This window comes from Haladaptatus sp. R4 (assembly GCF_001625445.1).
Lineage (GTDB): Archaea > Halobacteriota > Halobacteria > Halobacteriales > Haladaptataceae > Haladaptatus.
The window spans coordinates 258,031-283,936 of record NZ_LWHG01000021.1 but is presented as its reverse complement, the minus strand read 5'-3'; the positions used below and the strand labels follow the sequence as shown (position 1 = coordinate 283,936).

General features: G+C 56.1%; 27 protein-coding genes and 3 pseudogenes. 7 read left to right on the top strand and 23 right to left on the bottom strand.

Features of this window, described 5'->3' with window-relative positions; translation table 11 throughout:
- Nucleotides 1-7: 7 nt before the first annotated feature.
- The 8 genes and pseudogenes from A4G99_RS10980 to A4G99_RS10945 form a co-directional block, all read right to left on the bottom strand.
- On the bottom strand, nt 8-469 hold the full coding sequence (locus tag A4G99_RS10980; protein ID WP_066143333.1) for an NADH-quinone oxidoreductase subunit I: 462 nt from the start codon (nt 467-469) through the stop codon (nt 8-10).
- A pseudogene (locus A4G99_RS10975) lies at nt 466-1,529 on the bottom strand (NADH-quinone oxidoreductase subunit H). Before A4G99_RS10975 ends, A4G99_RS10980 begins: the two are co-directional and overlap by 4 nt.
- A 17-nt stretch (nt 1,530-1,546) precedes the next feature.
- On the bottom strand, nt 1,547-3,211 hold the full coding sequence (locus A4G99_RS10970; RefSeq protein WP_066143330.1) for an NADH-quinone oxidoreductase subunit D: 1,665 nt from the start codon (nt 3,209-3,211) through the stop codon (nt 1,547-1,549).
- Nucleotides 3,208-3,912, bottom strand: coding sequence for an NADH-quinone oxidoreductase subunit B (locus tag A4G99_RS10965; RefSeq protein WP_066143329.1), 705 nt, complete (start codon nt 3,910-3,912; stop codon nt 3,208-3,210). The genes A4G99_RS10970 and A4G99_RS10965 overlap by 4 nt, the downstream gene beginning before the upstream one ends.
- The gene (locus A4G99_RS10960) at nt 3,909-4,316 is read right to left on the bottom strand and encodes an NADH-quinone oxidoreductase subunit A (protein WP_066143326.1); all 408 of its coding nucleotides are present in this window, start codon (nt 4,314-4,316) and stop codon (nt 3,909-3,911) included. Before A4G99_RS10960 ends, A4G99_RS10965 begins: the two co-directional genes overlap by 4 nt.
- 186 nt (nt 4,317-4,502) lie before the next feature.
- Nucleotides 4,503-5,123 carry a 5-(carboxyamino)imidazole ribonucleotide mutase gene (gene purE, locus A4G99_RS10955; protein WP_066143323.1) on the bottom strand — a complete coding sequence of 207 codons (621 nt, stop codon included), beginning with the start codon at nt 5,121-5,123 and terminating at the stop codon, nt 4,503-4,505.
- Complete coding sequence (locus tag A4G99_RS10950; protein WP_066143321.1) at nt 5,120-6,289, bottom strand: 5-(carboxyamino)imidazole ribonucleotide synthase; 1,170 nt, start codon at nt 6,287-6,289, stop codon at nt 5,120-5,122. Before A4G99_RS10950 ends, purE begins: the two co-directional genes overlap by 4 nt.
- An 83-nt stretch (nt 6,290-6,372) precedes the next feature.
- On the bottom strand, nt 6,373-8,127 hold the full coding sequence (locus A4G99_RS10945; protein WP_066143318.1) for a flippase activity-associated protein Agl23: 1,755 nt from the start codon (nt 8,125-8,127) through the stop codon (nt 6,373-6,375).
- An 81-nt stretch (nt 8,128-8,208) separates the two neighbouring features.
- On the opposite strand from A4G99_RS10945, the gene ribH reads away from it, so the two are divergent.
- Together ribH and A4G99_RS10935 are read left to right on the top strand one after the other, a co-directional pair.
- Nucleotides 8,209-8,613: a 6,7-dimethyl-8-ribityllumazine synthase gene (gene ribH / locus A4G99_RS10940; protein ID WP_066143315.1), complete on the top strand. Its 405-nt coding sequence runs from the start codon at nt 8,209-8,211 to the stop codon at nt 8,611-8,613.
- Nucleotides 8,610-9,758 carry a pyridoxal phosphate-dependent aminotransferase gene (locus A4G99_RS10935; RefSeq protein WP_066143313.1) on the top strand — a complete coding sequence of 383 codons (1,149 nt, stop codon included), beginning with the start codon at nt 8,610-8,612 and terminating at the stop codon, nt 9,756-9,758. Before ribH ends, A4G99_RS10935 begins: the two co-directional genes overlap by 4 nt.
- Before the next feature lie 85 nt (nt 9,759-9,843).
- Here the strand turns inward: A4G99_RS10935 and A4G99_RS10930 are convergent, their stop codons facing one another.
- From A4G99_RS10930 to A4G99_RS10915, 4 genes are all read right to left on the bottom strand, one after another.
- Nucleotides 9,844-10,248 (bottom strand): hypothetical protein, encoded by a 405-nt coding sequence (locus A4G99_RS10930; RefSeq protein ID WP_066143308.1) that lies wholly within the window; start codon nt 10,246-10,248, stop codon nt 9,844-9,846.
- The gene (locus A4G99_RS27170; RefSeq protein ID WP_066143305.1) at nt 10,245-10,541 is read right to left on the bottom strand and encodes a DUF6516 family protein; all 297 of its coding nucleotides are present in this window, start codon (nt 10,539-10,541) and stop codon (nt 10,245-10,247) included. The genes A4G99_RS10930 and A4G99_RS27170 overlap by 4 nt, the downstream gene beginning before the upstream one ends.
- Before the next feature lie 69 nt (nt 10,542-10,610).
- The gene (locus A4G99_RS10920; protein ID WP_066143304.1) at nt 10,611-10,796 is read right to left on the bottom strand and encodes a hypothetical protein; all 186 of its coding nucleotides are present in this window, start codon (nt 10,794-10,796) and stop codon (nt 10,611-10,613) included.
- Nucleotides 10,797-10,808: 12 nt separating this feature from the next.
- Nucleotides 10,809-12,002, bottom strand: a complete 1,194-nt coding sequence (locus tag A4G99_RS10915; RefSeq protein ID WP_066143302.1) for a threonine synthase — start codon at nt 12,000-12,002, stop codon at nt 10,809-10,811.
- A gap of 77 nt (nt 12,003-12,079) precedes the next feature.
- Between A4G99_RS10915 and A4G99_RS10910 the strand changes: the two genes are divergently transcribed.
- Entirely contained in the window at nt 12,080-12,667 is a 588-nt protein-coding gene (locus tag A4G99_RS10910; protein WP_066143299.1) for an NUDIX hydrolase, read from the top strand.
- A gap of 59 nt (nt 12,668-12,726) precedes the next feature.
- A pseudogene (locus tag A4G99_RS10905) lies at nt 12,727-13,275 on the top strand (FAD-dependent oxidoreductase); the annotation flags it as partial.
- A gap of 351 nt (nt 13,276-13,626) precedes the next feature.
- On the opposite strand, the gene A4G99_RS10900 reads toward A4G99_RS10905, so the two are convergent.
- The 10 genes from A4G99_RS10900 to A4G99_RS10860 form a co-directional block, all read right to left on the bottom strand.
- Nucleotides 13,627-14,739, bottom strand: coding sequence for a hypothetical protein (locus A4G99_RS10900; RefSeq protein ID WP_066143298.1), 1,113 nt, complete (start codon nt 14,737-14,739; stop codon nt 13,627-13,629).
- Nucleotides 14,740-15,024: a hypothetical protein gene (locus A4G99_RS10895; protein ID WP_066143297.1), complete on the bottom strand. Its 285-nt coding sequence runs from the start codon at nt 15,022-15,024 to the stop codon at nt 14,740-14,742.
- Nucleotides 15,021-15,323, bottom strand: a complete 303-nt coding sequence (locus tag A4G99_RS10890) for a hypothetical protein (protein WP_066143294.1) — start codon at nt 15,321-15,323, stop codon at nt 15,021-15,023. The genes A4G99_RS10895 and A4G99_RS10890 overlap by 4 nt, the downstream gene beginning before the upstream one ends.
- Before the next feature lie 154 nt (nt 15,324-15,477).
- Entirely contained in the window at nt 15,478-15,705 is a 228-nt protein-coding gene (locus tag A4G99_RS25195) for a hypothetical protein (protein ID WP_150123093.1), read from the bottom strand.
- Nucleotides 15,702-15,932: a hypothetical protein gene (locus tag A4G99_RS10885; RefSeq protein ID WP_066143291.1), complete on the bottom strand. Its 231-nt coding sequence runs from the start codon at nt 15,930-15,932 to the stop codon at nt 15,702-15,704. Before A4G99_RS10885 ends, A4G99_RS25195 begins: the two co-directional genes overlap by 4 nt.
- The gene (locus A4G99_RS10880; protein WP_150123092.1) at nt 15,929-16,135 is read right to left on the bottom strand and encodes a hypothetical protein; all 207 of its coding nucleotides are present in this window, start codon (nt 16,133-16,135) and stop codon (nt 15,929-15,931) included. The genes A4G99_RS10885 and A4G99_RS10880 overlap by 4 nt, the downstream gene beginning before the upstream one ends.
- 1,040 nt (nt 16,136-17,175) lie before the next feature.
- Complete coding sequence (locus A4G99_RS25190) at nt 17,176-18,816, bottom strand: hypothetical protein (protein ID WP_150123091.1); 1,641 nt, start codon at nt 18,814-18,816, stop codon at nt 17,176-17,178.
- Nucleotides 18,816-19,673, bottom strand: coding sequence for a helix-turn-helix domain-containing protein (locus tag A4G99_RS10870; protein ID WP_066143283.1), 858 nt, complete (start codon nt 19,671-19,673; stop codon nt 18,816-18,818). Before A4G99_RS10870 ends, A4G99_RS25190 begins: the two co-directional genes overlap by 1 nt.
- Nucleotides 19,674-20,655: 982 nt before the next feature.
- Entirely contained in the window at nt 20,656-21,672 is a 1,017-nt protein-coding gene (locus tag A4G99_RS10865; protein ID WP_066143278.1) for a tyrosine-type recombinase/integrase, read from the bottom strand.
- Nucleotides 21,669-22,157 (bottom strand): hypothetical protein, encoded by a 489-nt coding sequence (locus A4G99_RS10860; RefSeq protein ID WP_066143275.1) that lies wholly within the window; start codon nt 22,155-22,157, stop codon nt 21,669-21,671. The genes A4G99_RS10865 and A4G99_RS10860 overlap by 4 nt, the downstream gene beginning before the upstream one ends.
- Before the next feature lie 38 nt (nt 22,158-22,195).
- On the opposite strand from A4G99_RS10860, the pseudogene A4G99_RS10855 reads away from it, so the two are divergent.
- Together A4G99_RS10855 and A4G99_RS10850 are read left to right on the top strand one after the other, a co-directional pair.
- Nucleotides 22,196-22,927, top strand: a pseudogene (locus tag A4G99_RS10855) (FAD-dependent oxidoreductase); the annotation flags it as partial.
- Between the two features lie 66 nt (nt 22,928-22,993).
- Entirely contained in the window at nt 22,994-23,896 is a 903-nt protein-coding gene (locus A4G99_RS10850; RefSeq protein ID WP_066143272.1) for a diacylglycerol kinase family protein, read from the top strand.
- A gap of 82 nt (nt 23,897-23,978) precedes the next feature.
- On the opposite strand, the gene A4G99_RS10845 is transcribed toward A4G99_RS10850, so the two are convergent.
- Nucleotides 23,979-25,193 carry an FAD-dependent oxidoreductase gene (locus A4G99_RS10845; protein WP_066143269.1) on the bottom strand — a complete coding sequence of 405 codons (1,215 nt, stop codon included), beginning with the start codon at nt 25,191-25,193 and terminating at the stop codon, nt 23,979-23,981.
- Nucleotides 25,194-25,339: 146 nt separating this feature from the next.
- Between A4G99_RS10845 and A4G99_RS10840 the strand changes: the two genes are divergently transcribed.
- A complete protein-coding gene (locus tag A4G99_RS10840) occupies nt 25,340-25,858 on the top strand; it encodes a GbsR/MarR family transcriptional regulator (RefSeq protein WP_066143265.1) in 519 nt (172 codons plus the stop codon).
- Nucleotides 25,859-25,906: the final 48 nt, after the last annotated feature.

The following is a 25,906-nucleotide window of genomic DNA, read 5'->3' as shown; positions in this document are numbered from 1 at the left end:
GGGCGTTTCAGTTGTAGTCGACCGCTCCTTCGCCCTCCCCGATCCATGCGCTCCGGTCGGGTTCGCGCGATTCGAGGGGGTCGATATCCTTGTACCAAGGAACGTTTCTCAGCTGTTCTTTGTTGTACACCAGTTCGCTCTTCGTGTCACCCGTGAACTCGAAGTTCTGCGTGAGCAGGATGGCATCGACGGGGCACACTTCCTCGCACAGTCGGCAATAGATGCACTGGCCGACGTGGAGGTTGTACTGCTCGCCGTTACGCTTGTCGTCCTGCACGATCTGAATCGTGTCGTTCGGACAGACGTTTTCACACTGGCGACACCAGATACAGCGCTCCTGGCTGAACTTGTGAATCCCACGGAAGCGTGGGCTTACTTCGGGAGCGACGTCGGGATATTCGACCGTGAACGTCGTCCCGCCCAATGCGTGCTTCATCGTGGTTGCCATCGATTTGAGAACTCCGATCATAGTGTCACCCCTACGATAACTGCCGTGAGCACCAAGTTAGCGAACGAAAGGACGAGCATGCCCTTCCAGCCGATCTCGATGAGTTGGTCGATACGGACGCGCGGAATCGCCGAGCGTGCCCACTGCGTGAACAGGAACACGGCCCAGATCTTGATCGTGAACCAGACGAAACCGAGCCAGTGCTGTGCGGGACCGTCCGGACCGCCGAGGAAGACGGTGGCGATGATGGCCCCACCGAGGAAGATGTGCAGGAACTCTCCGAGGTAAAACAGCACGAAGTAGACGCTCGAATACTCAGTCATGTATCCGGCGACGATCTCCGTCGGTGCCTCGGGTAGGTCGAACGGGTTCCGTCCGACCTCGGCCAGGTTCGCGATGAGGAACAACACGAACGCGAACGGGTTCACGAACGCGTACCACGAGGGAACGTGGAACCCACCGATGCTGAGCAGGGTGGTCTGCTGAGCCGCGACGATCTGACTCGTCCGAAGCGATCCCGCGAAGATGACGACGGAGGCCGCCGTCACGACGAGGGGAATCTCGTACGCGATGTTCTGTGCCACCGCACGGAGTCCCCCGAGCAGCGAGAACTTGTTGTTCGACGCGTAGCCACCCATCGTCAATCCGAGCGTCGCAAGGGAGGCGACCGCAAACACGTACGCCAGCCCGATTTCGGGATCGGCGAGTTGCAGATTGAGACCGAAAATATGACCCATCGGAATGACCGCGAAACCGAGCAACGCCGACCCCGCCATCACCATCGGAGCGATGTCGTAGGCCGACGGTCCGCACCGTCCGGAATGATGAGTTCCTTCGACAACAGTCGCACTGCGTCGGGGATGATGATCAGTACCCCGGCCGGTCCGAGGCGGTTGACCGCGATGCGGTCCGTGAACGCGGCGGTGATCTTCCGCTTGGCCCACGGCCCCGCGAACGCCGTCATCGTCAGCATGATGGTGCCGATAACGGCCGCCGCGATGAGCGCCGAAAGCAGCTCTATCGGCGCACTGGGGTTGTTGCCACCGATCGCGTGGGCGATCTCCTCGGGGAAGAGCGCCATATTCGTGAGGCCGGGAATCATCGATCGACCTCCCCGAGAATGATGTCGAGGCTACCGAGGGTCGCGACGAGGTCGGGGACGTACTCCCCTTCTGACATCTCGCCGAGCGCGGACAGGTTACTGAAACACGGACTTCGAATCTTGAATCGGCCGGGCTTGTCCGTCCCGTCCGAGCGGATGTAAATCCCGAGTTCACCTTTCGCACCTTCGACGGCGCGGTAGGTCTCGGTGTCCGCGTCCGGTTTGAGCGTCCGGGGGACGTTCGACTGAATCTCGCGCTCGTCCTCGGGCCAGTCTTCGAGCAGGTCGAGACACTGCTCGACAATCTTCGCCGACTGTTCGACCTCGCGCATTCGAACCAACAGGCGCGAGTAGTTGTCACAGCCGTCCTCGGTCACGACGTCCCATTCGAGTTGGTCGTAGTAGCCGTACGGGTCGTCGCGGCGCAGGTCGTAGTCGATCCCTGACCCCCGAGCGACGGGTCCCGTAACGCCGTACTGTTTTGCGACCTCGGGTTCGAGGACGCCGGTGCCGACGGTCCGAATTTGGAGCAACTCGTTGTCGGTGATGAGGTCGTGGTACTCGTCGAGCGCCGACGGAAGCCCGTCGAGGAAATCCCGAGTCTCGTCGAAGAACGCCTCCCGTGGTTCGGGAATGTCCCAGACGACGCCGCCGAGGCGGAAGTAGTTGAACATCATGCGCTGACCGGTCAGGTCCTCCAGGATGTTCTGGGCGAGTTCCCGGTCGCGCATCGCGTACATGAAGATCGCAGTGAAGTCGCCGTAGATGTCGAGACAGAACGTCCCCAGTGCCAGCATGTGGGATGCGATGCGGCACAGTTCGGCGCCCATCGTCCGAATTATCTGCGCGTACTCCGGGACGTCGATGTCGTTCAGGTCCTCCGCCACACGTGCGTAGGCCCACTCGTTGAGCAGTCCGGAGGAACCGTAGTCCCAGCGGTCGGGATACGGCATGATCTGGTGCCGGTACGTACCGTTTTGGGCCATCTGTTCCTCACAGCGGTGGAGATAGCCGATGTCCGGTTCGACGTCCGCCACCTGTTCCCCGTCGAGCACCGTCTCCAGGTGCAACACGCCGTGTGTCGCCGGGTGGTGCGGTCCGATGTTGAGGAGCATCGTGTCGGACTCCGCATCGTAGCGGTCGTCCTCAAGCGGATTTTTGTGCTCCTCGAACGGGACGATCTGTGGTCGGTCCTGATCGTAGTTCTTCGCCAGGGGGTGACCCTGCCACGTCTCGGGGAGAAGGATGCGTCGCAGATCCGGATGTCCCTCGTACTCGATGCCGATGAGGTCGTACGCTTCCCGTTCGTGCCAGTCGGCGGTCCGGTAGACCGGTTCCGCCGTCTGACTCTTCGGGGCGTCCCATGGCGTCGGGACGACGACGCTTACCTCCCGCGTCGGATCGTCGTACTGTTTGAGGTGGTAGATGCTCTCGTACCGATCCTCGTAATCCTGCGCCGTGACGTTCGAGAGATGGTCGAATCCGGCCTCGTCGCGCAGGATCGTCAGCACGTCCTGCACTTCGTCCGGTCGGACCACGAAGCCGGGCGCGTTGAGGTGTTGTTCGCGCCCGATGACGTGATCGCCGAGCAATTCGGCGAGTTCGTCTCCGGGGGACGCGGACTCTTCCGCTCCCGATTCGACTTCCTCCTGGGAACTCATGGCGAATCAGCCCAGTTGTAGCGCATGACGAGCGAGTCCTCGTCGATTTCGTCCGCGAGCGACTGTACCAACTCGTCGCGCTCCAAGTCGCCGAACTGTTCCAGTTCGTACGGCTTGACAGTCACCGGGTTCGATTCACCGTGCGCGATGCTCTCCTGGAGCTTCACGACACCGTAGACGAGCGCTTCCGGGCGCGGCGGGCATCCGGGGACGTGGATGTCGACCGGAATGACCTCCTCCGCCCCCTTGATGACGTTGTAGCCCTCCTGAAACGGGCCGCCACTGATCGAGCACGACCCCATGTTCACGACGAACTTCGGTTCGGGCATCTGGTCGTAGACGCGCTTCATCCGCGGCGCGAACTTCGAGACGATGGTCCCGGGAACGATCATCACGTCGGCCTGTCGCGGCGATGCACGCGGGACGCCGGAACCGAATCGGTCCAAGTCGTGTTTCACGGCGTAGGTGTGCATCATCTCGATGCTACAGCAGGCGATGCCGAACTGCAGCATGAACATGGACGACCCCCGAACCCAGTTCATGAACTTGTCGAACTTCGTGAGAATGAATGGTGACGCGCCGAACGCCTCCCGAAGCTTCGAGTTGAAACGGTCATCGACCCCCGTGCCCATCCGAGCGTCTTGGGTCTTCGTCTGGGGTGCTGTACTATCCTGAATGTACTCCCGTGGTTCGTTACTCATTGTTCCATACCCTGTCTCGTTCCGCGGGGGCTACGAACCCACCGCACCGCACCGTTACGCCAAGCCCACGCGAGGCCGACGACGAGAACCGCGATGAATGCCAACATCGGGACGAGCACCGTCGCAAGGCCGACGCCGCTGTCGATAGCGTTGCGATAGATGACGGTCCAAGGGAAGATGAGGACCGTCTCGATGTCGAAGACGACGAACAACAGCGCAACCATATAGTATTGAATGTTGAACCGAATGCGCGTCGTCCCGGTTGGAATTTCACCGCTCTCGTAGGTGGCGGATTTTCCCTGTTCGGGCACTGTTGGTCTGAGGAGACTCGATATCATCATCATACTAGATGGTATCGCAATCCCCACCAGCGCCAACGCGCCGATGGCTACCCATGGATTCATTACCGATTTCTCCTAGCAAGTGGTAATTTGTGAGCGCACACCTATAAGCGTTGATTCTTGGGATTCTGGGCCTGAAACCCCTCTCCCGCCGGTATTCGGGCAACTAACGCTTTCTCTTCGATAACGCCCCGTTCCTCTAGAGAATTGAACTGTACCAATGGGGATACTAGTATATAAAATTATATATTATTGTTCGTTACGGAACGAATCCGTTCCTTCTTCGTGGAGGCGACGGGAGACGTTCCCGACGTCGGTCTGTAACTCGTCGTGGTACGTGACCAGTCTTTTCCGTAACTCGTCATGTTCTCGGGCGAGCATCTGTGCCGCCGAGAGCGCGGCGTTGAACGACTTACCGGCGTCCACCGCGACGATGGGCGCGCCAGTCGGCATCCCGATGACCGACGACACCGACTTTTCCTGGACGGGAACCCCGACGACGGGAATCGGGTACGCGAGCGACGCCGTCATGTTCGGGAGGTCGGCCGACTTTCCGCCCGCCCCGGCGATGATGACGTCCAACCCACGCGCTTCGGCCGTCTTCGCGTAACTGTACATCAACTCCGGCGTGCGGTGGGCCGAGACGACGTACGTTTCGAACGTGAATCGAGCGTCCGGCGGGTTCTCGTCGTCGGTCACTTCCTCGAAGCCGAGTTCCGTGAGCGCGTCGTACGCCCCCGACATCACGTCCAGGTCGGAGTCGCTTCCCATGACGATGCCGATTTCGGGGGTTTCCTCCGTCGGTCGGTCGCGGTTCGCTTCGGCTTCGAACTGTTCGATGAGGCTCGTGACTGATTCTGCGGTGGTCATCGGAATGTGAGTGAGTCGGTGAGGTCTTTTGCGTCACCGTGCAGGTCGGTGAGTGTCGATTCATCGACCGTCGTCGGGTCGTCGTCGCCGACGAGCGTGACGTGGCCCATCTTCCGGAGCGGCCGCACGTTGTGCTTGCCGTACCAGTGGAACGACGCGCCGGGGGTCGAGAGCACGCCCTCGACGCCCGAGAGGTCGGCGGGTTCCGGTTCGTCCACGTCGCCCAAAATGTTCGACATCACGATGGAACCGCGGAGCGTCGTCGCCCCGAGCGGGTACCCCAGCACGCCGCGGGCGTGCTGTTCGAACTGCGAGGTGAGCGCGCCTTCGATGGTGTAGTGTCCGGAGTTGTGTGGTCGCGGGGCGATTTCGTTGACCGAAATTTCCCCATCTTCCCTCTCGAACAACTCGATTCCGTACGTGCCTCTCCCCGAGAGCGCCGAGAGCACTTCCCGCGCGACTTCCTCCGCGCGTTCCCGAACCTCGTCGGACGTTCGTGCGGGGACGACGGTCTGTCGCAGGATCTCGTCCTCGTGGACGTTCTCCCCGACGGGGAACGTCGCCACCTCGTCGTCGCCCTTCACGGCGATAACGGAGAGTTCGCGCTCGAAGGGGACGAATTCCTCGACCATCAGTTCGCCCGAGACTTGGGACATGGCGTTGTCCACGTCGTCCTCGTCCTCGACGGGGACGTTGCCACGCCCGTCGTAGCCGCCGCGGCGGGCCTTCAACATCATCGGATAGCCGAACTCCTCGCCCGCTTCGAGCAGGTCCTCGCGGGAATCGACTTGGCGGAAGTCCGGGACCGGGATGCCCCTGTCCTGCAGCGCGCGTTTCTGGACGAGTTTGTCCTGAATGGTGCGGAGCGTCGCCGGGTCCGGATGAACCGGGACGTCGAACTCCTCTCCCACGGCTTCGAGCACGTCGGGGTCGGCGAGTTCGATTTCGAACGTCAGCGCGTCGCTTCGCTTCGCGAGTTCTCGAATCGCGTCCTCGTCGTCGAAGTCGCCGACGATTTGGTCGCGGGCGACGAGTGACGCCGGGCAGTCGGGTGTCGGGTCGAGGACGATCAGTTCGACGCCGAGCGGGGATGCCGCTTCCGCGATCATCCGGCCGAGTTGGCCGCCACCGACGACGCCGAGGGTAAGCGGTGATGCCGTAACCATGTTGCCCGAAAGCTATCCCTGTGGGTGCATAAGATTTGCCAACTTGGACGAGAAATACGCACGAACGTGTAACGAATATCGGGCTATTCCGCTTGGTTCGCCTTTCGAAGTGCGCTCTTTTTGATGTAAATAGTCGTCGGAGCACCCCAGAGCGTCAGATCGTGTCGATACGCACGATAGCCGTCGAGATACTTCGCCACGTCCCCTTCGCGTGAGGTTCGGGTGATGACGACCGGCGGCTGTCGGGTCTTCAGGCTCTCGTTGTCCAGCGTGCTGCCGACGCTCGCGTTCGCCATCTCGGTGTACCACGGGAGCGGGAGGCGGTTGTACCAACCGCTCGCGGCCGGTGGTGGGCCGTCGTTGCTGCTCTCGTCCGGAACGTAGAACACGTAGTTACTCTGATCGTCCACGTAGCCGTAGTACAGTACGTCTGTCCCTCCCTCGTTCGCCTTCGACACCTGCTGTACCTTCTCCATCGTCGATTTGATACCGGCGGCGGGTTGGCCCCACTGGACGATGTCGTTGTGCCGCTGCCCGCCGAACACGCTCGGCGTGTCGGGGTCTTGGGGGTGCATGTAGACGACGGTCGTCGCCGGAAAGAGGATCAGCACGACGAGAACGAGGGATATGACGATCGTCGCGGTCGTTCCGACCCGGTCGTCGTCCTCGTACGCCTCCCGTCCCCAGCGATAGATGATTCCCGCGCCGACTGCCGCGGGAATCATGAGCGGAACGATGGCGTGCACCGTCACCCACCCCGCCTGGATGTCGGTCACGAGCGGGTAGCCGAGGATGCTCACCACGCCCCAGTAGAACGCGAACGAGACGAGGTCGCGCGGGCGGTCATCCACGTATCGCGCCGCGAGGAAGCCGACGACGGAGAGGAGGACGACCACGATCGCACCCTGTTCGAGTACCGTGATGAAATGCCGAAGGAAGGGAAGATAGGCGTGACCCTGACTCGTCACCCACTGTCCGGTGAACTTGTCCCACGTCCCGACCGTCGCCTCCGCGACGACCGCACCGAACATCGACGGCTGTCCGAACGCCTTCCACAACCCCGGCCCACTGGTTCCGTTCGCCCGGGGAGCGTAGAAGTAGACGATGATGACGAAGAACTCCACCAGTGCAACGAAGATGTACGGAGCGAATCGAAGGAGCCCCCGACCGGTTTCTTTGGTCGTGTCGACGAACGTCTCGGTCCATTCCCGGTCGTGATTCCGGGAGAGGAGCAGTCGATGGTCGAACAGCAGGACGAGCGCTCCGAGCCACGCGAGGACGTACAGAATGGCGTTTTCCTTCGTCGTGAAGCCGAGCGCCAACGCCGCGGTTCCGGCGTAGAGGTACCGTGCCTTCCCGGTCGCCTGTGCGCGGAGGTAGAAACCGAGCGCGAACACCATGAACGCCGCGAGCAACACGTCGTACCGCATGAATCGCGAATAGTAGAGGACGACGGGATTCACGGCGAGGAAGAAAGCGAACGCCACCATCTCGGAATCGCTGAGGTGGTCGCGGTAGAGCCACGCGGCCAGCGGCACCAATCCGGTGACGAGTGCCACCGGCAGTCGCGCCACGAAGTCGCTCGCGCCGAACAGTTCGAACAGAATGCTGTTTACCTGCGGGAAAAAGGGTCCGTGAATCGGCGGATAGTAATTCCAGACGCCGGTCTCCTGATAGCGGAGTATCCAGTAGCCGACGCGGGCTTCGTCCCAGTGGGCGAACCGGGTGCCGAGACCGACAAGCCGGAGCGCTAGTGCTAGCACCGTGATGGCACAGATGAAAGCGAAACCCCGATTTCGGGCCGTCCACCCGGTCAGCGGGTGTTCGCTCGAACTCATTGTTTTGCCTCAAGACAGAGCGGGGATACAAGCCTTGCGGAGAGCGGTAGTTCTTTTAGCCGGGGTGGCCTCCCGCCACACATGGTAACGCTCGGACTCGTCGTCGCGGAGTTCAACGCGCCGATAACGGAGCAGATGGAGGCGTCGGCGCGTGAGGCTGCCGCCGAGCGAGGTGCGGAAATCGTCGAAACGCTACACGTTCCCGGTGCGTACGATTCGCCCCTCGCGGCGGACCGACTCGCGCGACGGGACGACATCGACGGGGTCGCGGTGCTCGGTGCCGTCATCACCGGCGACACCGACCACGATCACGTCATCACGACCGCAACGACACAGAAGCTCACCGACGTGAGCTTGGACCGGGATACGCCGGTCGCCCTCGGAATCACCGGACCGGGCATGTCGGCGGCGGAAGCACGCGAGCGTACCGACTACGGTGCACGAGCGGTCGAAGGTGCACTCGATTTGGTGGAAGAACTACAATGACGATGGAATTTTCGGAACGAATCGGACGTGTCGAACCGAGCGCAACGCTCGCGATCAGCAGCCTCGCGACGGAACTGAAAGCGGATGGTGCGGACGTCATCGACCTGAGCGTCGGTGAACCCGACTTCCCGACGCCGACGAACATCGTACAAGCGTGCGAAACCGCGATGGAGGAGGGCCACACCGGCTATCCGCCGTCCAACGGCGTCCCCGAACTCCGCGAGGCCATCGCGGAGAAGCTACAAGCGGACGGTCTCCCGTACGAGGCGGACAACGTCATCGTCACGCCCGGCGCGAAGCAGGCGCTCTACGAGACGGTGCAGACCGTCGTCGACGACGGCGACGAAGTCGTCCTCCTCGACCCGGCGTGGGTGTCCTACGAGGCGATGGTGAAACTCGCGGGCGGCGACCTGAACCGCGTGGACCTCGCACCGCACGACTTCAAACTCGAACCCGCCCTCGACGACCTCTCCGAGGCCGTCTCGGACGATACCGAGCTATTGATCGTCAACTCGCCGTCGAACCCGACCGGCGCGGTGTACTCGGACAAGGCACTCGAAGGCGTCCGGGACTTGGCCGTCGAGCACGATATCACCGTCATCAGCGACGAGATTTACGAGCAAATCACATACGGCGCGGAGTGTACCAGCCTCGGCACCCTCGACGGGATGTTCGAGCGCACGATAACGGTCAACGGCTTCTCGAAGGCTTACTCGATGACCGGTTGGCGGCTCGGCTACCTCGCCGCGCCGGAGGGACTCGTCTCGCAGGCGGCCAAACTCCACTCGCATTCGGTCTCTTCCGCGACGAACTTCGTCCAGCGTGCGGGCGTCGAAGCGCTGGCGAACACCGAGGACGACGTGAGCGAGATGGTCGAGGCGTTCCACGAGCGCCGCGACCGACTCGTCGCCCTGCTGAAACAGCACGACGTGGACGTTCGAACGCCGGACGGGGCGTTCTACATGATGATTCCAGTCGCCGACGACGACCAGCAGTGGTGTGAGGACGCGCTGGAGCAGGCCCACGTCGCAACGGTTCCGGGAAGCGCCTTCGGCGCGCCCGGCTACGCGCGAGTCTCGTATGCGGCGAACCTGGAGCGAATCGAGGAAGCGGTCGAACGGTTGGCCGACGAAGACCTGCTGTAACGCGGACGGACTCTTTTTTGATATCGTTGGAACGGCAAGGGATTTCTACGTCTTCATAGCAATTGCTGCGGTCGCCGCAACGAAATCAAACGACGACCGAACTGCTGTTTTGCGCGTCCGGTGAGACGGGGATGTCTATCTCGATAGAATCGAATCGAACGTGTGGACGCTGTTCGCCGTCAACGTCGTCACATTCGACGACACGTAGTGTTTCGAGTTCGGCGATGTCATTCCGGACGGACTCGTACTTCCGGCCGAGGGTGTTGGCCAGTTCTCGAACGTTCTTCGGTTCGTCTCTCGAAATCGTTCGCATGAGTTCGAGGGTCGGACCACTCACGAGCCAACCGAGGTCGGATTCGTCTTCCAAATGGAGGACGTATGGCTTCGCCACGGGCTCACCGCGTTCAAGCGTTTCGATGGCGTCTTTGGTCTCTTCGAACAGTTGTTCGGCCGCACCAACACGAACGTACAATGTCTTCGATTCAGTCATCGTTCATCCTCCGTTTGTATTCTTGCAACGTCACGTTCGAACCGTTCTACCAAGGCGTACATTCCCGGAAACTCGATTCGCGTTATCCCGTCGCAGGAGTGGCGCTCATGGCCTTTCGTCCGTTCGTGTGCATTATCGTAGCGAACCAATGTAGTTCCTTCTACCGTACCGAAATGAAGCGCGTAGTCCCAACCACATGGATATTTGGAGTCGTTCGTCTTTCGAACCCGAATGTGGGTGATGAACGGCCCCTCCCTGCTCGTTTCCTCCCGAACCGTTACGTAGTCGCCCATTCGAACCGCATTGGCCCCGGCTTTCGATATAAACCTACGCGAAAAAGTAGCCCGGTCGTCTCCCGTCGTTCAGTTCCGTCCGATGATGAATCGGTTGGCGATGTAGATGCCGATGGCCGCCCCGATTGCGGGTGAGATGGAAGCAACGACGGATTGCTGGGGGTTGTACCCGAGCGCGAAGAGCGCGACGAGAAACACCGCGATGAACCCGATGGCTCCGGAGATGAGTGCGGTTCTGCCAGCAGGGGAAACCATGCGTTCTCCCCCTTAGACGCCCATTCCCATCAGGTGGCTGCGGAGCACGTCGTCGTCCTTGTTGCCCTCGCCGGTGTTGAGGATGACGACGGTGTCGTCTTCGTCGAACTCCCCTCGTTGGGCGAGTTCCCACGCGCCGCTCGCGGCGGCGGCGCAGGTCGCACCCATCTCCAGTCCTTCCTTCTGTGCGATTGCGACCGCCGAATCGAGGATGTCCTGGTCGCTGGTCGCCACCGCGCCGCCGTCGCTCTCGCGGAGCGCGTCGAGGATCATCGGACTCGCGCCGGGGTCGGGAATTTCGATACCGCCGCAGATGGTGTCCGGCGTCTCCCACGCTTCGTGGACGTCCTCGCCCTCTTCCCATGCCTTGACGATCGGCGCACACCCCGTCGCTTGCGCGGCGTACATCGCCGGAAGGTCGTCGGTGAGTCCCAAATCGCGGAACTCCTTTGCGGCCTTGTGCATGCCGACGAGGCCGACCCCGCCGCCGGTCGGGTAGACGATGGCGTCGGGGACGTCCCAGTCCATCTGCTCGGCGATTTCGTAGAACATCGTCTTCTTCCCCTCGTGGCGGTAGGGCGTGACGAACGTCTTCACCGAGTACCAGTCGTCTTCTTCCTCCATCGCGTCGGCGTCGGCCGCGCCCGCGTCGCCGATTCTCCCTTCGACGACGGTCATGTCCCCGCCGTGGACGTTGACCATCGCCTTGTTCGTGAACCCGGCGCGCGTCGGGAGGAAGACGTGCGATTCGAGGTCGGCACGGGCGGCGTAGGCGGCCGCCGCCTGTCCGGCGTTTCCGGCCGACGCGAGCGCGATGTCCGTCGCGCCGTGTTGGGCCGCCGCGGTCACGGCCATCGTCTGGCCGCGGTCCTTGAACGTCCCGGTGGGGTTGCGTCCTTCGTCCTTGAACAGGACGCGTCCGACGCCCATCTCTTCGGCGAGTTTCGGGCACTCGACGAGGGGCGTCGCACCTTCGTCCATCGTCACCGCCGATTCGCGGGTGAACGGCAGGAGTTCCGCGTACTTCCACATCGTCTCGAACGGTCGGGATTCGAACTCCTCGCGCGATACGTCGATGGCGTCGTAGTCGTACTCCGGGTCGAGGATGCCGTCGCAGTCGGGACAGCGGTGTGTCCCCACTTCGGCGTCGAACGTCTCGCCACAGTCCACGCACGTCAGTCCGATGAATGCGTCCGTCGTCTCCATGCCCGAAGGTGGGAAGGGGGACCACTAAGCCCTGTTCATCCCCCGTCCCTTTTGCCCCTGCTCGCCGACTGTCGGATATGAAACCGGAAACCGTTCAGTCGATCCTCGCCGACCGGGTGGAGCGACACCGTGAGTCGTTGACGGCTCGCTGGGAGGACGTTCCGCATCGAGTACGCGACCCAATCTCGGTACCGGAGTACGATTTCCCGACGACGCCGGACGACATCTTCCCGTGGGTTTCGGTCTGCTTCGTGGTAGCGGACGGACGGGTGTTGCTGGTACAGGATTCGGGCCACTCGTCCGTGTGGGAGCCACCCGGGGGGAAAGGCGAGGTTCGAAGAACCTCGAAGAGAGCGAGCGATGAACACCGCGAGCAGGACGAATCCCATGAATCGTATTCCGAAACTGCTCGGCGCGAAACCCGCGAGGAGACGGGCATCGAGTGCGAAATCACCGGCCTGCTGTTCACCGAAACGCTCCAATTCGATTACGGCGAGTCCGTCCTCATCTCCGTGTTGCAGGCCGGATTCGTCGCGCGGCGAGTCGGCGGCGAGATTCGAACGACCGAGGACGCCATCGAAGAAGCGGCGTGGCTCCCGATTTCTGACCTGCCGGACGGAACGCAGTTCGAAGCGGAGATCGGATCGTTGGCACCGTCCCGGTAACGTCGAACCCCAACCTGATGGGCCGAGAGAGGTTTACGGAGGACGACCGACCTTCCCCCATGACCACAGTCATCGTCGCCGGGGCGGGACTCGCGGGCCTCGTCGCCGCCCGGCACCTCGCCCGGTTGGGGGTGGACGTTCACGTCTTCGAACGCGAGGACGAGGTCGGCGGCCGGGTCCGAACCGAGCGGAAAGACGGGTTCGTCCTCGACCGTGGCTTTCAGGTGCTCTTTACCTCCTACCCTGCCGCGAGACGTGAACTCGACTTCGACGAACTCGATCTGCGCTATTTCGCCCCCGGCGCGGTGCTCGCCCGTCCCGGCAGTCGATCCATCCTGAGCGACCCGCTTCGTGATCCCGGCACGCTGTTCGAGTCGATGGCGAACCGCGAGGTTCGTCTCGGCGACAAGGTTCGGACCTTGAAACTCCGGCGAGAGCTGACCCGCAAACCGAACCGCGAGATATTCGCAGGGGAGGACGAGTCCATCGAGGAATACCTCCGCAAACGCGGTTTCTCCGAGTCGTTTCGGGACAACTTCGTCGGGCCGTTTTACGGCGGTATCACGCTGGATCGGTCGCTTTCGACCTCGAAGAAGGTGTTGGAGTATTATTGCGAATTACGACGTATTACCCATAACCCTATGGCAGCATAAAAGTATCGACAAGGAGTTTTACCGAGTTAGCACCCGGTACTCTACAGACGTTTGTAGGCACTCACATTCGCATAACCCCTACCCCTTTGAGTAAACAAAGTGGTGTTGCAAGGGGCTGGTGCAAATGTTGCCACTACTCAGTTTTTTTATATCAGCGAAAAAGAAAATCGTCTCAATGTCACCCCACCCCGACTGAAAATATAGGTGGTAAAATCGTAGAGAATTAGCCTTTTTTGTAGAGTTAATTACTCGTGAAACTAACTAACACACGAGATTTGTGTGGCTACAGAAAAACAGTATCACAAATCAAGGCTGTAGGACTCCACCGCAGTAGATTTTTGAGACAAATCCATCCGAGGAGTTTACGATATGCTCGATGCCACTCACCTGATAAATCGCACCACCCAACTCGTCAGGCATTTTAAACGAATCACAGACCTGTATATCGCTACGACCGCATACTTTGACGTGTCCTTTTCCAGCTTGTTCTATCAACTTGCTGGCAAGTCTATTTGCTGCTGCATCAGCCTGCGATTGAGTCTTTAATTCAGGGATTGTCACTGTGAATGTTGGTGGTGTAAGTGTACCCTCTTCTACTGCATACTCGACCTTATCCCGTTGCGAAATCTCCTTAGCTTCTTCTTGAGTTGCACCAAGATTCTTGAGTGTCCTTGTAGACTTGACACCTTCTTTAGAGATGAGGTTTCGAGTCTGCCAACCCTTGCCACCTGCCGAAACCACTCCGTCACCTCTGACGACTACACTTTGGTATGCAGGTGTTAGCTTTCCCGGAGTGTTTCCGTTTTCGAGAATGTACGTTAACTCGCCGTGATAGCGATACTCGGGTTGCCCTACGTGGATAGTACCCTCAATATCGACCCACCAAACGGCGTTACACATAGTGGCTACATCATCGAGGACTTTATTTCCCGGTGCTTCGGTACGGTCTAATACAATGTCATTGTCTACAGGTAATCCGTAGCTGCCAGAAAGACCTAACTTGCTTGCAAGGTGACTCTCTGCCTTACTTGCAAGGTCTATTTCAAAGTTTTCAACGTTGCATTGAGGAAACAAGTGATTTCGTAGAAGGTCGCTGGCTGGAATCTGCGTGTCTGTTGAAATATTTACTCTTCCCGACTGAAGGAGGTGGATTGCATCGAGGAGTTTCACGTCATAGCTGCCATCAGCATTGTTGTTAGCTTCTCTGACATATCCTGTATATACAAGGTCGTCATTGATTGTAACAGCTGCGTCGTTGCCTGCATTTGGCTGAAACTGGTGTCCGTCAGGTACGACAGTAGCCTGACACATATCAGCCTCATTATATTGAGTCGTCTTTACATTCATATCTGTCACAAGATACGGCAATCCCTCTATGAGTATAGTACAATCAACCTCTTGAGACACAAAATCAGTCATCTACTGGAATCTGCCGGAGGAATCTCTTTCGGAGTCGTCAAACCTCTTGATACCGCCAGCAATGGTAACGAAAACATCATCATCTTCATCCAAACCATCGACTCGTCCCTCACGTACCGCTTTCTCTACACATGCCTGTAGTACCCAAAGCTTTACATCTCCTTTACCCATTCGGTCTGGATACTTCTCCTTGATTTCATTAATCCCATCGTGCTGCGATTCAGCGAATAGCTGGTTGTAGAGAGTAAGCGGGATTGTTACGTCGCCAACTGATTGTCCTTTCATTGGTTGCCTCCAAGCATATTCTCTCGAATCTCTGCCTGCTTCTGTGCAGCCACACTGTCGTCTGAATCCGTTTCCTTGTTGGAGGTGTCCCCATCGTCGGAATTGCCAAAGCCTTCCCGTAGTGCCTCTTGCTTTGCCTCTATAGCTTCCTGTGTCTCCATCAACTCCGTGACTTCCTCTGCTGCAAGCTTCTTGAGTGCTTCACTTGCGTTGATTTCTCCACCGTACTTTTCCTCTGCGATAATTCTTAGATTCCGCCGTGTCTCTTCATCTAATTTCATTGTAACTGTGCCTTTCATGTTTATTTCTCCTTGTTATTGTCTGATAACTGTGCGACTGTCCGATTATTCTCTTCTTGTCGTGCGATTGACCGCCGTACTGAATCGAGGAGATATGGGAGTTTCCCCGATTCTGATAATTCTGCCTCTAATTCCTTGAGGTCGTCTAAGTAACTCATAATTCTGTTTCAAAAATCAAGCCTGCGAGTTGAGGATGAGTTAGGTTTTCGCCGTAAACCAGCCATGTAATCTGCTGATGGTTTTCACAGTCGTTAGAGACTTTTGTATCAATGATAGCACGGTCTTCCCTGATAGATACGTCGTGGTGTCCGAGAGGCTGGTTTCCGTACTCTTCTCGGATTGTCTGAAGATTGTCTTCTACCTGCTGCTTAGGAGTCTTCATAGGTGTTTCTCCAACTCCTCCTCCAACTCTTCTTCAAATTGAGAAATGAGGTCGTCATCTACCTCACGGAATAGACTACCAAGAGAATATTCTTCGCCGTCTTCTGTGGTTATATAAAGCCACACACCTTCCTTGGACTGGCGTACACAGGAATCGCGTACTTCAGACTTCCCTGCGTCTTCAAGGAGAAGTCGGACAGTTTCCTTCACTTGCAAGGCGTTACTCATTCCTCGTTTTCCTCGTCTTCGTCTTCGCTATATTCTTTAAACGTCTCAATAGCTGCCCTCTGTACGTGATAAGAGAAATCCATCCGTCGCTGTTTCTTATCGTAACCGCCAACTCCTCCGTTTGCCTCTACGTAATCTCGTAGAAGGTCTACATCTTCATCTTTAAACTCAACCGTAAATTTAACTAACTCACCGTGAGACATTATCTGTCTGCCTCCATTTTGTACTCGATACATTCACGCATTGCTGCACCGAAAGCAATGCTATCTGGGCTACCGTAAGCGTGAGTGCAATATGACTCCAGTAGTGCAAATTCTTCATCCGAAACTCTGATATTTTTAGTCCTCATGATTGTTATGATTTATGAAAAGGGAAGCTGTCGTTTGACCGACAACTTCCTAAGTGACCTGCTTGTAATGGCACAAGTCAAACCATCGGTGGTATTGTATCTAAAGCGTTAAATGATACAACACGGCCTAAGACGTTTGCATAGAGGTGTCTGTAATCCCTCTCTAACTTGAGTGAAACGGTGTTAGACACCGTCGCTAACCTTTAAACGGAGTTAGCACCCGTCATGACAGACGATAACGTCTGTTGAAACCCTTAGAGTGTGTCCAAAGGCACCTAATCGAGGAGGTCGGCAAACCAGTCGAGGAAGCCAACCTTCTAACTATTTTTCAACTCAGGAATGACTATACTAAGTCCAAGACATTCGAGAATACTGAGTTGGGGGACGCTAATCCCCCTGAATGCCAATTTGTCGTTGTCCGACCTTTAGAGTCGGTCGAAGCCATACTACTACATTTCATATAGCTCCGTTCGGATAGTAAGAAAAGTCCTCCTTATAAAGTACCACTCAAGTATCCTACAAGTACTACAGGTTTCGTTTAGTAAAAACGACACTTCTTGCCTCGAATTGTGCAGTTACATACACTGTAGACCAGATATGTGCATTGTATTTATATCCAACTTCCAGTTTTGAAATTAGGGGAGTCTACAAACAGATTATGCTTTGTTGGAGATTCTTACAGGTTTCTATCGAGGTAGTTTATATGCTTTGTCAGACAGACCTACTTTCTTCAGACTGGGCGTACACACGCGGGTGCTGGTCGGACAGTACCTGATTTTGAAGAGTGTAGGGTTTCTGACAATCTCCTATGAAAAACCGGGTTTACTCTATTTGAAGGTGCTGCTGCTACAAAGAAAGGAGAAAGGTTTCTGCGAAGCTACCGGGTATGAGGAATCATGATAGTTTCCCCTTGCTTCGTCGTGTGAAAGTCTTATCACAATTGCAGCAAGCATACATCTCATCTGCATATGGTACATCCACTTCGAGGAGGTCGGTGCTATTGCAACGAGGACAACCTTCGTCTTCCTCCTCGTTTACCGAGTTACCCCCCGGTACTGCTGGCGGGGATTTCTCCGAAGGTCTACTTTCAGTAGAGGTAGTTTCCTCATTTACGGAGGTAGCCCCCGGTACTGTGGAGGTCGAATCGTGAGAAGGACTACCTTCTATAGAGGAAGGACACTCATCAGAAGGTGTTTCTTCTACCGAGTTAGTCCCCGGTACTCTACGGGCAGATTGCTTACCCTCACTGAAGTAATCTTCTCGCTGGAAAGCAAACTTCTTCTCCGAAGATGATTCTTTTACGGAGGTAGCCCCCGGTACTGTGGCGGGGGTTTCATTGGAGTGAGTTTCTTCCTCAACAGTAGGTGATTCATCAGAAGATTTCTTCTCTACAGATTCATCCTCTTTTACGGAGTTAACCCCCGGTACTCTACAGTCGTCAATCTGGCCGTCCATGTAGTCGGCAATCTTCTTGAAATTCCCTTGAGGACTCCAACGACGGATTCCATTCGTTGTATGCTTGCCATCGTTTCCAGCAGAGATGTAGGCACACCACTCTTTGATGTATTCCTGACAATTGAGGGCATCCATACCAGCACCCATTTCTCCGTTGTAGATAGGGAGATTGTTGCTGATTTCATGAGGTAACGCCGACGTGTGTCCCTTCGAGGAGTCGATGTAGTCGGGAGATTCCACTTCATCCGAGATGTGTACATGTACTGACACAGATTTGTCAAGAGGATTGTCCTCCATCGAAGCACCCGGTACTTCCTCACAGTGCTTTTCAACGATTCCGTGAAACATCTCCGGCGTTACCTCACCCGGAATCCATATTGCAAGGTGTCCGTGAGTCTTCGGAAGGTTGTCCGGTGGCTTATTAGGTGCCAACATTCGAAGGACAGCAGCTGATTTCCAGAGGTCGTACTTCTTGAGGTCATTGCGGATTTTGTCCTTCAGCTTCGATGGGAAGAATTTGGAGGCATTCTCTACAGGTGTCTCTCCAGAATTGTCAGCACTAAGTGAAATCCAGACGGTTGAATAAATGTCTGTATTCTGTACGTAGAATCTTTCGACATCAGCAGCACGGGCAAACCTTCTATCTTCTTCCTTTCGACTGAAAGAATGGTCTGGACGGAATTGTACCTTATTGCCAGAGGAAGTTTCCTTGTACTTCTTGTTTCGTTTATACTGTAACCATTCATCGAAGGTGTCTTTTACGGAGTTAGCACCCGGTACTCTACTGGCTTCCTTCTCAAAGGCCCATACGTCTCCCAAGTGCGTACCGTCTCTCTTGGGGACGACAAAGGAGGTCGAAGCAGTTGCACCAGCTTTGGAGAGAATATCCTCGAAATCTCCACGAGAATACCCTACGGCCTTGCCCTGCTGCCAAACTTCCTCCTTCGGTACCGTTTCCCCTGATTCTACATCAAGGAATCCTGCCGTCTCACAGACGAGTTGAGAGAGGCGAGAGGAGGTTTTACACTCAAAGGTGGTATTACCCTCGAAGGCAGAGGAAACTGAAACGGCTTTAGACATCAGTCATCAGCCTCCATGAATCCGCTGTTACGTTGTTGCAACTCTCGCACCTTTCGCATTATGTCCCGCTGGCTACCGTTAGGTACGTCTATTTCATGCAGATTAGTATATTTCGTCAGAGTTGAAGGGTCTACATCAAACCTTTCTGACGCTTGCTTAAGCTGAATACCTTCTTCCTCAATCAGATACCGGAGGATTACGGGATTTCTCCACGGTGTCACCTCGTTGTTATCTCGTCGGAGAGTGTCACCTTCAAGGTCGAATTTGTTTCTCCACTCTCGTATTGTGGCGTCATTGCAGTCGATAATGTCTGAAGCATACTGGATGCTAACTTTCTCATCTACCAGTGCTTGCATTACCTCTTGGTTTCTCCACGGAGAGTCAGCGTACATTACATCATTGTGGTGCTTATGGTGTTTTGACACATCCATCAGCGTTAGATTCTCGGGTAGGTTGTGATACTTAATTCCGTCAATGTGGTGGACGTGATTATCCTTGCCAAATACGTCATTTGGGTCATGACCATCAGCGATTAGATTTAACTGGTGGATATAAGCTGTCTTATCTCCACTTTGGACGTGGATATAATCGTTATCCTTGGGTGTAAAGCTGGTAAATGATGGATGAGTCTTCTTCCGGCCACCGTGTCCTCTCCGAGGGATATTCCAGTCTTTAAGCCACTTTCTAACAGTACGCTGTGAGACTGAAAGTATGTCAGCACACTCGTAGGTGTTGTATACACACTCTACGTAGAGGTGAGTTAGTACCGTCTTATTCTGGTGTGGTGCTTCGAGTTGGTCGATTAATGTTTCTATGTGTTGGTCGTCAATTTCGTGGTCTTGATTCTCTTGTGTCATATTGAATCACCGAAGACGACAAGAAATTCAGCAACACCGCTGTTGCTGGACATGACAACCACTAAAAGAATAGATAAGAAATTCAAGCCGACGAAAGACTTATATAGTACGACGACTATCTTTTAACTGTAATAATCTACTTACCTGAGTGCTGATACACTCAGTTGGCTGTCTGTCAAGTCAGCTTCCCCTTTTTGCTTTAGAAACCCCGAATAGACGAGAGTCCGTATATAGATAGAGTAACGCTGATTTGTCTCTAAGTCGAATCTTCTTGTAAGAGTATATGTTGGCAGGGTACTTAAAGGTACCGATAGTTTAGTTTATTTCAAAACAGAGATAGGACAGCTGAGAAACGTGTTTCTAATTCTCAACTTCTGAGAATGGTCCCTTAAGTACCTTTTAAGTGAGTTTATAACCGCAGGAGAAAGTTTATACCTCAAGAATACGGCATTTAACGTTTTACTCGGTTAGCTATTTCGAGAGGATGGTATTAAATCTACCGATATGGTTTTTGAGGCAAGATATTCCTGTGTGTCTTCTAAGGCAGCAGCTTGCCCGTAGAAAGGAAAGAGGTTTTCGGAGTGGTATAGGACTCACGAGAGAAAGAATCCCGTCAGGACGCAAATGCGGGCTTCCTGTGAGTCAGGATAGTGTATGCTTCTCCCAGAGGTCGAAGCCAGAGTTAGCAAACACGCGACGGCAGAAATACCTCGAAATCGACGGCCCGACATCTCAAAAATGTGATGCATCTCGTATTTGGAATTTAACCCCATGGAAATATTGGATTCTTCACATACAACCTCTCTACCTTCAGAAAACGAGAGGCAAGACATCCACCTAAATTACAGCTTCTTGAGAGTGAAATTTGTCGCCTTGTTGGAATCTGACCGGCTAAACTGCATTTAAGGTGCAAAAAACGAGGTAATCGACCGAAAAAGAAGGATTCTGTAGACTGACAGCTTCTCTATGGATAAAACCGCCTTTAATCTCCTTCGTAGGTAGAAGGCCCTCTTCTCTCGAAGTTTGTCATTACTCGTTTCTCGTCTTCGTGTAGGTACTTTTCTGTCACTTCAACAGAATGATGCCCTAAAGCGTCCTTCAGTACGTAGAGATTCCAACCGTTTTCGATGGCTGCCATTGCAAACGAGTGACGGAGGACGTGTGCGTGAATTGCTGCCCTCTCCCGACCGTCCTTGATTGTCGATTTCACTTCTTGAATCCCGGCATTTTCGGCAGCTTTGCCGACCACCCGGTTAAACTGAAGGCCGGATAGTTTCTCGGAGTAGTTGGTTGGGAAAAGATACTCACTGTCGGCATACGTGACACTCTTTCTGTAGACGCTTACCCACTGATTCATCAAGAAGTCGAGATTTGCCTGATAACCGACAACTCGGCTTCTCCCATTTTTGGCATTTTCCTCCCGGACAAGTACCCGACGTGCGTCAAAGTCTACATCATCCAGCTTGAGGCCGCATAATTCCTTCCGACGAAGGCCAGTCTGAAAGGCGAGTCTGATTAGCAACTCGTTACGGACAGACGGTTTCGGTACATTCTTAGCGAGTGTGTCGATTTCCTTGGGAGTGAGGTACGGTACGTCGTCCTTGCTGTCATACTGCTTCTCCTTCTCCTGCTTGCTGATTTCCTGCCATTTGCCGAGTGACACCCGGTCGGTCGGATTCTCGTCAATGTCTATGGATAGACGACGACTGTCTAAGCCTAAGGCTTCCTCGAAAAACTCGGAGATAGCAGCACGCCGAATACGGACGGAGGAGGCCGAATACCCTTCATCCAGCATATTGGCGATGTTGTCCTCAATGTCGGCACTGGTTGCCTCGAAGATGGATTCCTTCGGGAAATCAGCCTCGTCTGTCAGCCAATCGCGGAAGTTTCGACAGTGCCTTTCGTACTCCGTAAACGTGGAGTCTCCTTTCTTCCGCTTCAGTCGCTTAATGACGTACCTCTCTTCCGTTGAAGGCCACTTGTTTTCGAGGACGGTCATTCTTTCTTCCACCACCTTTCGGTACCGTTAACAACTTCGTGCTGAATCTGTCCGGTGATTGATAGAAGGTCAAGAAGGGCTTCCTCTACATCCTCCCGTGATTCCTCAAGGTTACTGGCAAGGTCCTCAACGGTGGCACCTTCCTTCGGACGGTCACACGTTGGCAACATGCCGAAAACCATCGACTGAATGTCTTTGTTTTGAGTGACGGTTTTCTCCTTCTCTATAGCCGTCAATCTCTCTTGTACGCCCTCTACAGAGTCTTGAAGTTTCGATAGACCTTCTACCACTTCTCCGAGTTGCTTGCTGTCTGTGGACGACTGTACGGCCTTCTCGGGAGATTCGTGCCCTCCGTGAATTTCCTTGTTTACCGAGAGTCTGATTAGGTGAGAGACTGACTCGACTTCGGGATTTCCTTCAACGTGCTGTTGCCACTCATCTTTAACCGATTCTCCTACTTTGATGGAGATAACTTTCTTTGGCATAGTTGTCCTTCGTCGTAATACGATGTAAGTACTCGCTAAACACCAAGAAGGTGTTCGAGTTCACGTTCAAGATGCTGTCCACGGGACGAATCGCCGTTCCCGCCGACGGCATGGGCGCGATTTCCGAACAGTTGGCGCGGAATGCACGGGCGGCCGGGGCGACGATTCACCTCGAAGAGGTCGTTTCGGCGGTCGAATCGGACGACGACGAAGTCCACGTCGAAATCGGCGGTGAAACCATCACCGGCGACGCCGCCGTCGTCGCCACCGACCCGAAGGCCGCGCGCGAGTTGACGGGCGTCGATTCGATTCCGACCGACGCTCGCAGTTGTGTCACCCAGTATTTCGCCCACGACGAACCGCTCGACACCGGCGACCGAATCCTGCTCAACGTCGGGAACGACGCGCCGAACGAAATCGTCCCGCTGTCCACGGTCGCGCCGGAGTTCGCCCCCGACGGGCGCGAACTCCTCTCCGCGACGTTCCTCGGCCTGCCCGATGAGTCGGACGAGGAACTGGCGGAAACGGTGGTCGAGACGCTACAGCGGTGGTATCCCGACCGGAATTTTGACTCTCTCGAACACCTCCACACCGACCGCATCGAGTTCGCGCAGTTCGCCCAACCGCCGGGAGTCTTCGACACGCTCCCGACTACTCGAACCGACGAGACGTCAGTGTACCTCGCGGGGGACTACACCGAGGCGTCCTCGCTCAACGCCGCGATGGAGAGCGGGCGAAAAGCCGCGCTCGCCGTGTACGACGATCTGTGATCGTCACCGTCCTCTGAAACGGGCGATACGATTTTGTCGATTCCCGGCAGAAATCAATTCGAAACGATGACGAAGCCGGTCCTGGTTCGGAATCCGAACGGTGGCGACCGACGAAAGAGCGTCAAGGCCCGTGACATCGCACGTCGTCGCGGCTACGACGTTCGGAACAGCACGGCCCGCGGCGAAACCCTGTCGCTCGCGGAGGCGGCGGCGAGAGACGGTGCGTCGGTCATCGCGGCCTGTGGCGGCGACGGGACTCTCAACGAAGTTGTCAGAGGTGTCGATGCGGCGGGCGCGCTCGACGACGTTCGCCTCGGGGTGATTCCCACGGGAACCGGCAACGATTTCGCGGACAACCTCGGGATTCGAGGGCTCTCCCACGCGTTCGACGTGGTCGAATCCGGCGAGGAACGACGGCTCGACCTCGGAATGGCCGACGACCGGCCGTTCGTCAACTCCTGCGTTGGCGGGTTGACCGCCGAGGCGAGCGCTCGAACGACGCCGGAGCGGAAGCGACGGCTCGGCGTCCTCGCCTACGTGCTGAGCACGCTGCACGAGGCGCGGGAGTTCGACGGCCTTCGACTCGACGTTCGAGCGGGGCCGCGGGACGACCCGATATGGTCGGGCGAGGCGGAAATGATCCTCATCGGTAACGCTCGGCGATTTCCCGGGGAACGTGAGCGCCGGGCGAACGTCGAGGACGGCCTGCTGAACGTGGTCATCATCGAGCGCGCCCCGTCGCTCGATTACCTCTCGGCCGGTGCCGTGGAGGTGTTGTTACGCCGGGATTCGACGTACCTGTCGCGGTTGAAGGTGCCCCGTCTCCACCTCGAACACGACGGGGACCCGGTTCAGTTCAGCCTCGACGGGGAGATGGTCCAGCGTGCCGAGATGGACGTTCGCTGCCGCCCGAACGCGATGCGATTCGCGGTCGGAGAACGGTACGTTCCGAATCGGAGCGGAAGATAGAGCGGTAATCCTTCAGGTGTACATGCGACCATATCGGAACAATTACAGGATGCCATGGACGCTTCGAAGGGACACACGGTGCCTATTTCGTCGAGATGACGCTGTCGGTCCCCGCTACAACGGGTCGAAGGAGCCAGTACAGTCCGGGAAGTTGGGAGAGGTTGAGCACTGCATCCCGCATTTTGACGTGCCACTTCGTAGGGGGGATGAGAAAACTCGCAGTGCGCCTCCCGTACGCTTGCTTTTTCTCGATCTCCGGTTTCATCTTGGCCTCGTATTCAGCCAATCCCTCTTCGATAACGGAAGCTTCGCGTAGCTTACGAGCGAGAACGTAGGCACCACCCATCGCCATGGATGCCCCTTGTCCCGCGAGGAGCGAAACGGCGTAACAGGCGTCCCCGACTAACGTCACTCGTCCCCTCGACCAATGATCCATCTCGATCTGTGCGACCTGGTCGTAGTAGATGCTATCGCCATCCGAACAATGATCGAGCGCGTCGGGTACGATCCATCCGATGTCGCCGAACGTCCTCCGCAACTCGTCACAGGGAGCGGCCGGTAACTTCTCGTCCGGCGCATCGTGGGCGAACCAGGTGGCGACTTTTCCGTCCCGAATCGGATAGAAACCGGCGGTCCGATTCTCCACCGTGATATCCCGAAATCCGCCGTCCAACTTTCGTCTAAATGCATCGTCTTCGAAAATGTACGCTGCAGTCTGATAGCCGAGATAGCGACGGTACTTCTCCTCCTCCCCAAACGTGAGTTCCCGAACGCGGGAATGAATCCCATCAGCACCGACTAGTAGGTCGACCTGTTCTTTTGTTCCATCGGTGAGATCGACAGTTACCTCGCGTCCGTTCTGCCCGACCTCGTCCACAGTGAGACCGTAGCGAATTTCGACGTCATCCGACAGGGATTCGTAAAGCACACGCTCCAAATCCCCACGCATCAGTGAGAGCAGTTCTCCGTCCTTCAGACGCCTGAACAACTCGTAATCTATCGTAGAGACGGTGTTCCCGTTCGAATCGACATCGATGATCTCTGCAATCGGGTATTCTACCTCTTTGAGTCGTGGGAGGATGCCCATTCGTTTCGCCACGTCGTACCCGGAGCCGAGAAAATCGATCATATATCCTTCCTCGCGCAATCCGGCCGCCTTCTCGATCAACGTGACGTCCCATCCATCCCGATCTAGCCACCATGCTAGCGTTAGCCCGGCGATTCCCGCACCACAGATGAGAACCCGTTGTTGGTTTGCTTGGGGTTGGTCCCCACCTCCGTTTTCTATATTCGGCATATACCGAATATAAAGATCACAAAACCATAACTCTTCCTATATTTTCGAGTTTTGTGCGTGCCGCCGCCGTCTGAAAGTGGAAAAATCGATGTCGAGCGGTTCGAGGAACCGTTTTCTATTTTTACTACGTACCGATTATAACGAACATGAGCAACGATGTCGATCCGGTAACCGAGGCACGGGAGGAGGTCATCGAAGCGTTAGAACACAGCGCTGAGGTGTACGGGTTCAACGGAAGTTACGGACGCCTGTACGGGATACTGTTCTTCGAAAACCGACCGGTTTCTCTCGACGAAATCGTTGAAGAGAGCGGCTATGCGAAGTCCACGGTGAGTACGGCGATGAAACGCCTAGAGCAATTTCACGTCGTGCACCGTCGCTCGATTCCGGGCGAAGGCAAAAAGGCGTTTTACGAGGCCGAAACCGATCTTTGGCGTATCGTCCAAGAATTTCTCCGTCGGGAAGTTCAACGCGAACTGGACATCATGACTCGTGCACTCGAATCCGCCGAGGACCGCCTCGAAGGAGTGGACGATGAGCGTGCGAGGGAAGATCTCGAACGGATTCGCTCGTTCGAGAAAACGTACAAACGAGGACAAAAAGTCGTGGATGTCTTCGTATCGGTCTCGAATAATCGACTGATAAAACTGATCGAAAACCTATAATCTCCGGTGCTCCCGACCGAATTTCTCCTTGCAGTTCGATTGCCGAAT

Coding starts and splice junctions, on each gene's coding strand:
- A4G99_RS10885 (WP_066143291.1), bottom strand. CDS start 15,932: ATGAGTAACGCCTTGCAAGTGAAGGAAACTGTCCGACTTCTCCTTGAA.
- ribH (WP_066143315.1), top strand. CDS start 8,209: ATGGTAACGCTCGGACTCGTCGTCGCGGAGTTCAACGCGCCGATAACG.
- A4G99_RS10840 (WP_066143265.1), top strand. CDS start 25,340: ATGAGCAACGATGTCGATCCGGTAACCGAGGCACGGGAGGAGGTCATC.
- A4G99_RS10845 (WP_066143269.1), bottom strand. CDS start 25,193: ATGCCGAATATAGAAAACGGAGGTGGGGACCAACCCCAAGCAAACCAA.
- A4G99_RS27170 (WP_066143305.1), bottom strand. CDS start 10,541: ATGGGCGACTACGTAACGGTTCGGGAGGAAACGAGCAGGGAGGGGCCG.
- A4G99_RS10970 (WP_066143330.1), bottom strand. CDS start 3,211: ATGAGTTCCCAGGAGGAAGTCGAATCGGGAGCGGAAGAGTCCGCGTCC.
- A4G99_RS10865 (WP_066143278.1), bottom strand. CDS start 21,672: ATGACCGTCCTCGAAAACAAGTGGCCTTCAACGGAAGAGAGGTACGTC.
- A4G99_RS10930 (WP_066143308.1), bottom strand. CDS start 10,248: ATGACTGAATCGAAGACATTGTACGTTCGTGTTGGTGCGGCCGAACAA.
- A4G99_RS10895 (WP_066143297.1), bottom strand. CDS start 15,024: ATGAAAGGACAATCAGTTGGCGACGTAACAATCCCGCTTACTCTCTAC.
- purE (WP_066143323.1), bottom strand. CDS start 5,123: ATGACCACCGCAGAATCAGTCACGAGCCTCATCGAACAGTTCGAAGCC.
- A4G99_RS10910 (WP_066143299.1), top strand. CDS start 12,080: ATGAAACCGGAAACCGTTCAGTCGATCCTCGCCGACCGGGTGGAGCGA.
- A4G99_RS10870 (WP_066143283.1), bottom strand. CDS start 19,673: ATGACACAAGAGAATCAAGACCACGAAATTGACGACCAACACATAGAA.
- A4G99_RS10960 (WP_066143326.1), bottom strand. CDS start 4,316: ATGAATCCATGGGTAGCCATCGGCGCGTTGGCGCTGGTGGGGATTGCG.
- A4G99_RS10950 (WP_066143321.1), bottom strand. CDS start 6,289: ATGGTTACGGCATCACCGCTTACCCTCGGCGTCGTCGGTGGCGGCCAA.
- A4G99_RS25195 (WP_150123093.1), bottom strand. CDS start 15,705: ATGAAGACTCCTAAGCAGCAGGTAGAAGACAATCTTCAGACAATCCGA.
- A4G99_RS10965 (WP_066143329.1), bottom strand. CDS start 3,912: ATGAGTAACGAACCACGGGAGTACATTCAGGATAGTACAGCACCCCAG.
- A4G99_RS10900 (WP_066143298.1), bottom strand. CDS start 14,739: ATGACTGATTTTGTGTCTCAAGAGGTTGATTGTACTATACTCATAGAG.
- A4G99_RS10880 (WP_150123092.1), bottom strand. CDS start 16,135: ATGTCTCACGGTGAGTTAGTTAAATTTACGGTTGAGTTTAAAGATGAA.
- A4G99_RS10980 (WP_066143333.1), bottom strand. CDS start 469: ATGATCGGAGTTCTCAAATCGATGGCAACCACGATGAAGCACGCATTG.
- A4G99_RS25190 (WP_150123091.1), bottom strand. CDS start 18,816: ATGTCTAAAGCCGTTTCAGTTTCCTCTGCCTTCGAGGGTAATACCACC.
- A4G99_RS10920 (WP_066143304.1), bottom strand. CDS start 10,796: ATGGTTTCCCCTGCTGGCAGAACCGCACTCATCTCCGGAGCCATCGGG.
- A4G99_RS10860 (WP_066143275.1), bottom strand. CDS start 22,157: ATGCCAAAGAAAGTTATCTCCATCAAAGTAGGAGAATCGGTTAAAGAT.
- A4G99_RS10890 (WP_066143294.1), bottom strand. CDS start 15,323: ATGAAAGGCACAGTTACAATGAAATTAGATGAAGAGACACGGCGGAAT.
- A4G99_RS10935 (WP_066143313.1), top strand. CDS start 8,610: ATGACGATGGAATTTTCGGAACGAATCGGACGTGTCGAACCGAGCGCA.
- A4G99_RS10915 (WP_066143302.1), bottom strand. CDS start 12,002: ATGGAGACGACGGACGCATTCATCGGACTGACGTGCGTGGACTGTGGC.
- A4G99_RS10945 (WP_066143318.1), bottom strand. CDS start 8,127: ATGAGTTCGAGCGAACACCCGCTGACCGGGTGGACGGCCCGAAATCGG.
- A4G99_RS10850 (WP_066143272.1), top strand. CDS start 22,994: ATGACGAAGCCGGTCCTGGTTCGGAATCCGAACGGTGGCGACCGACGA.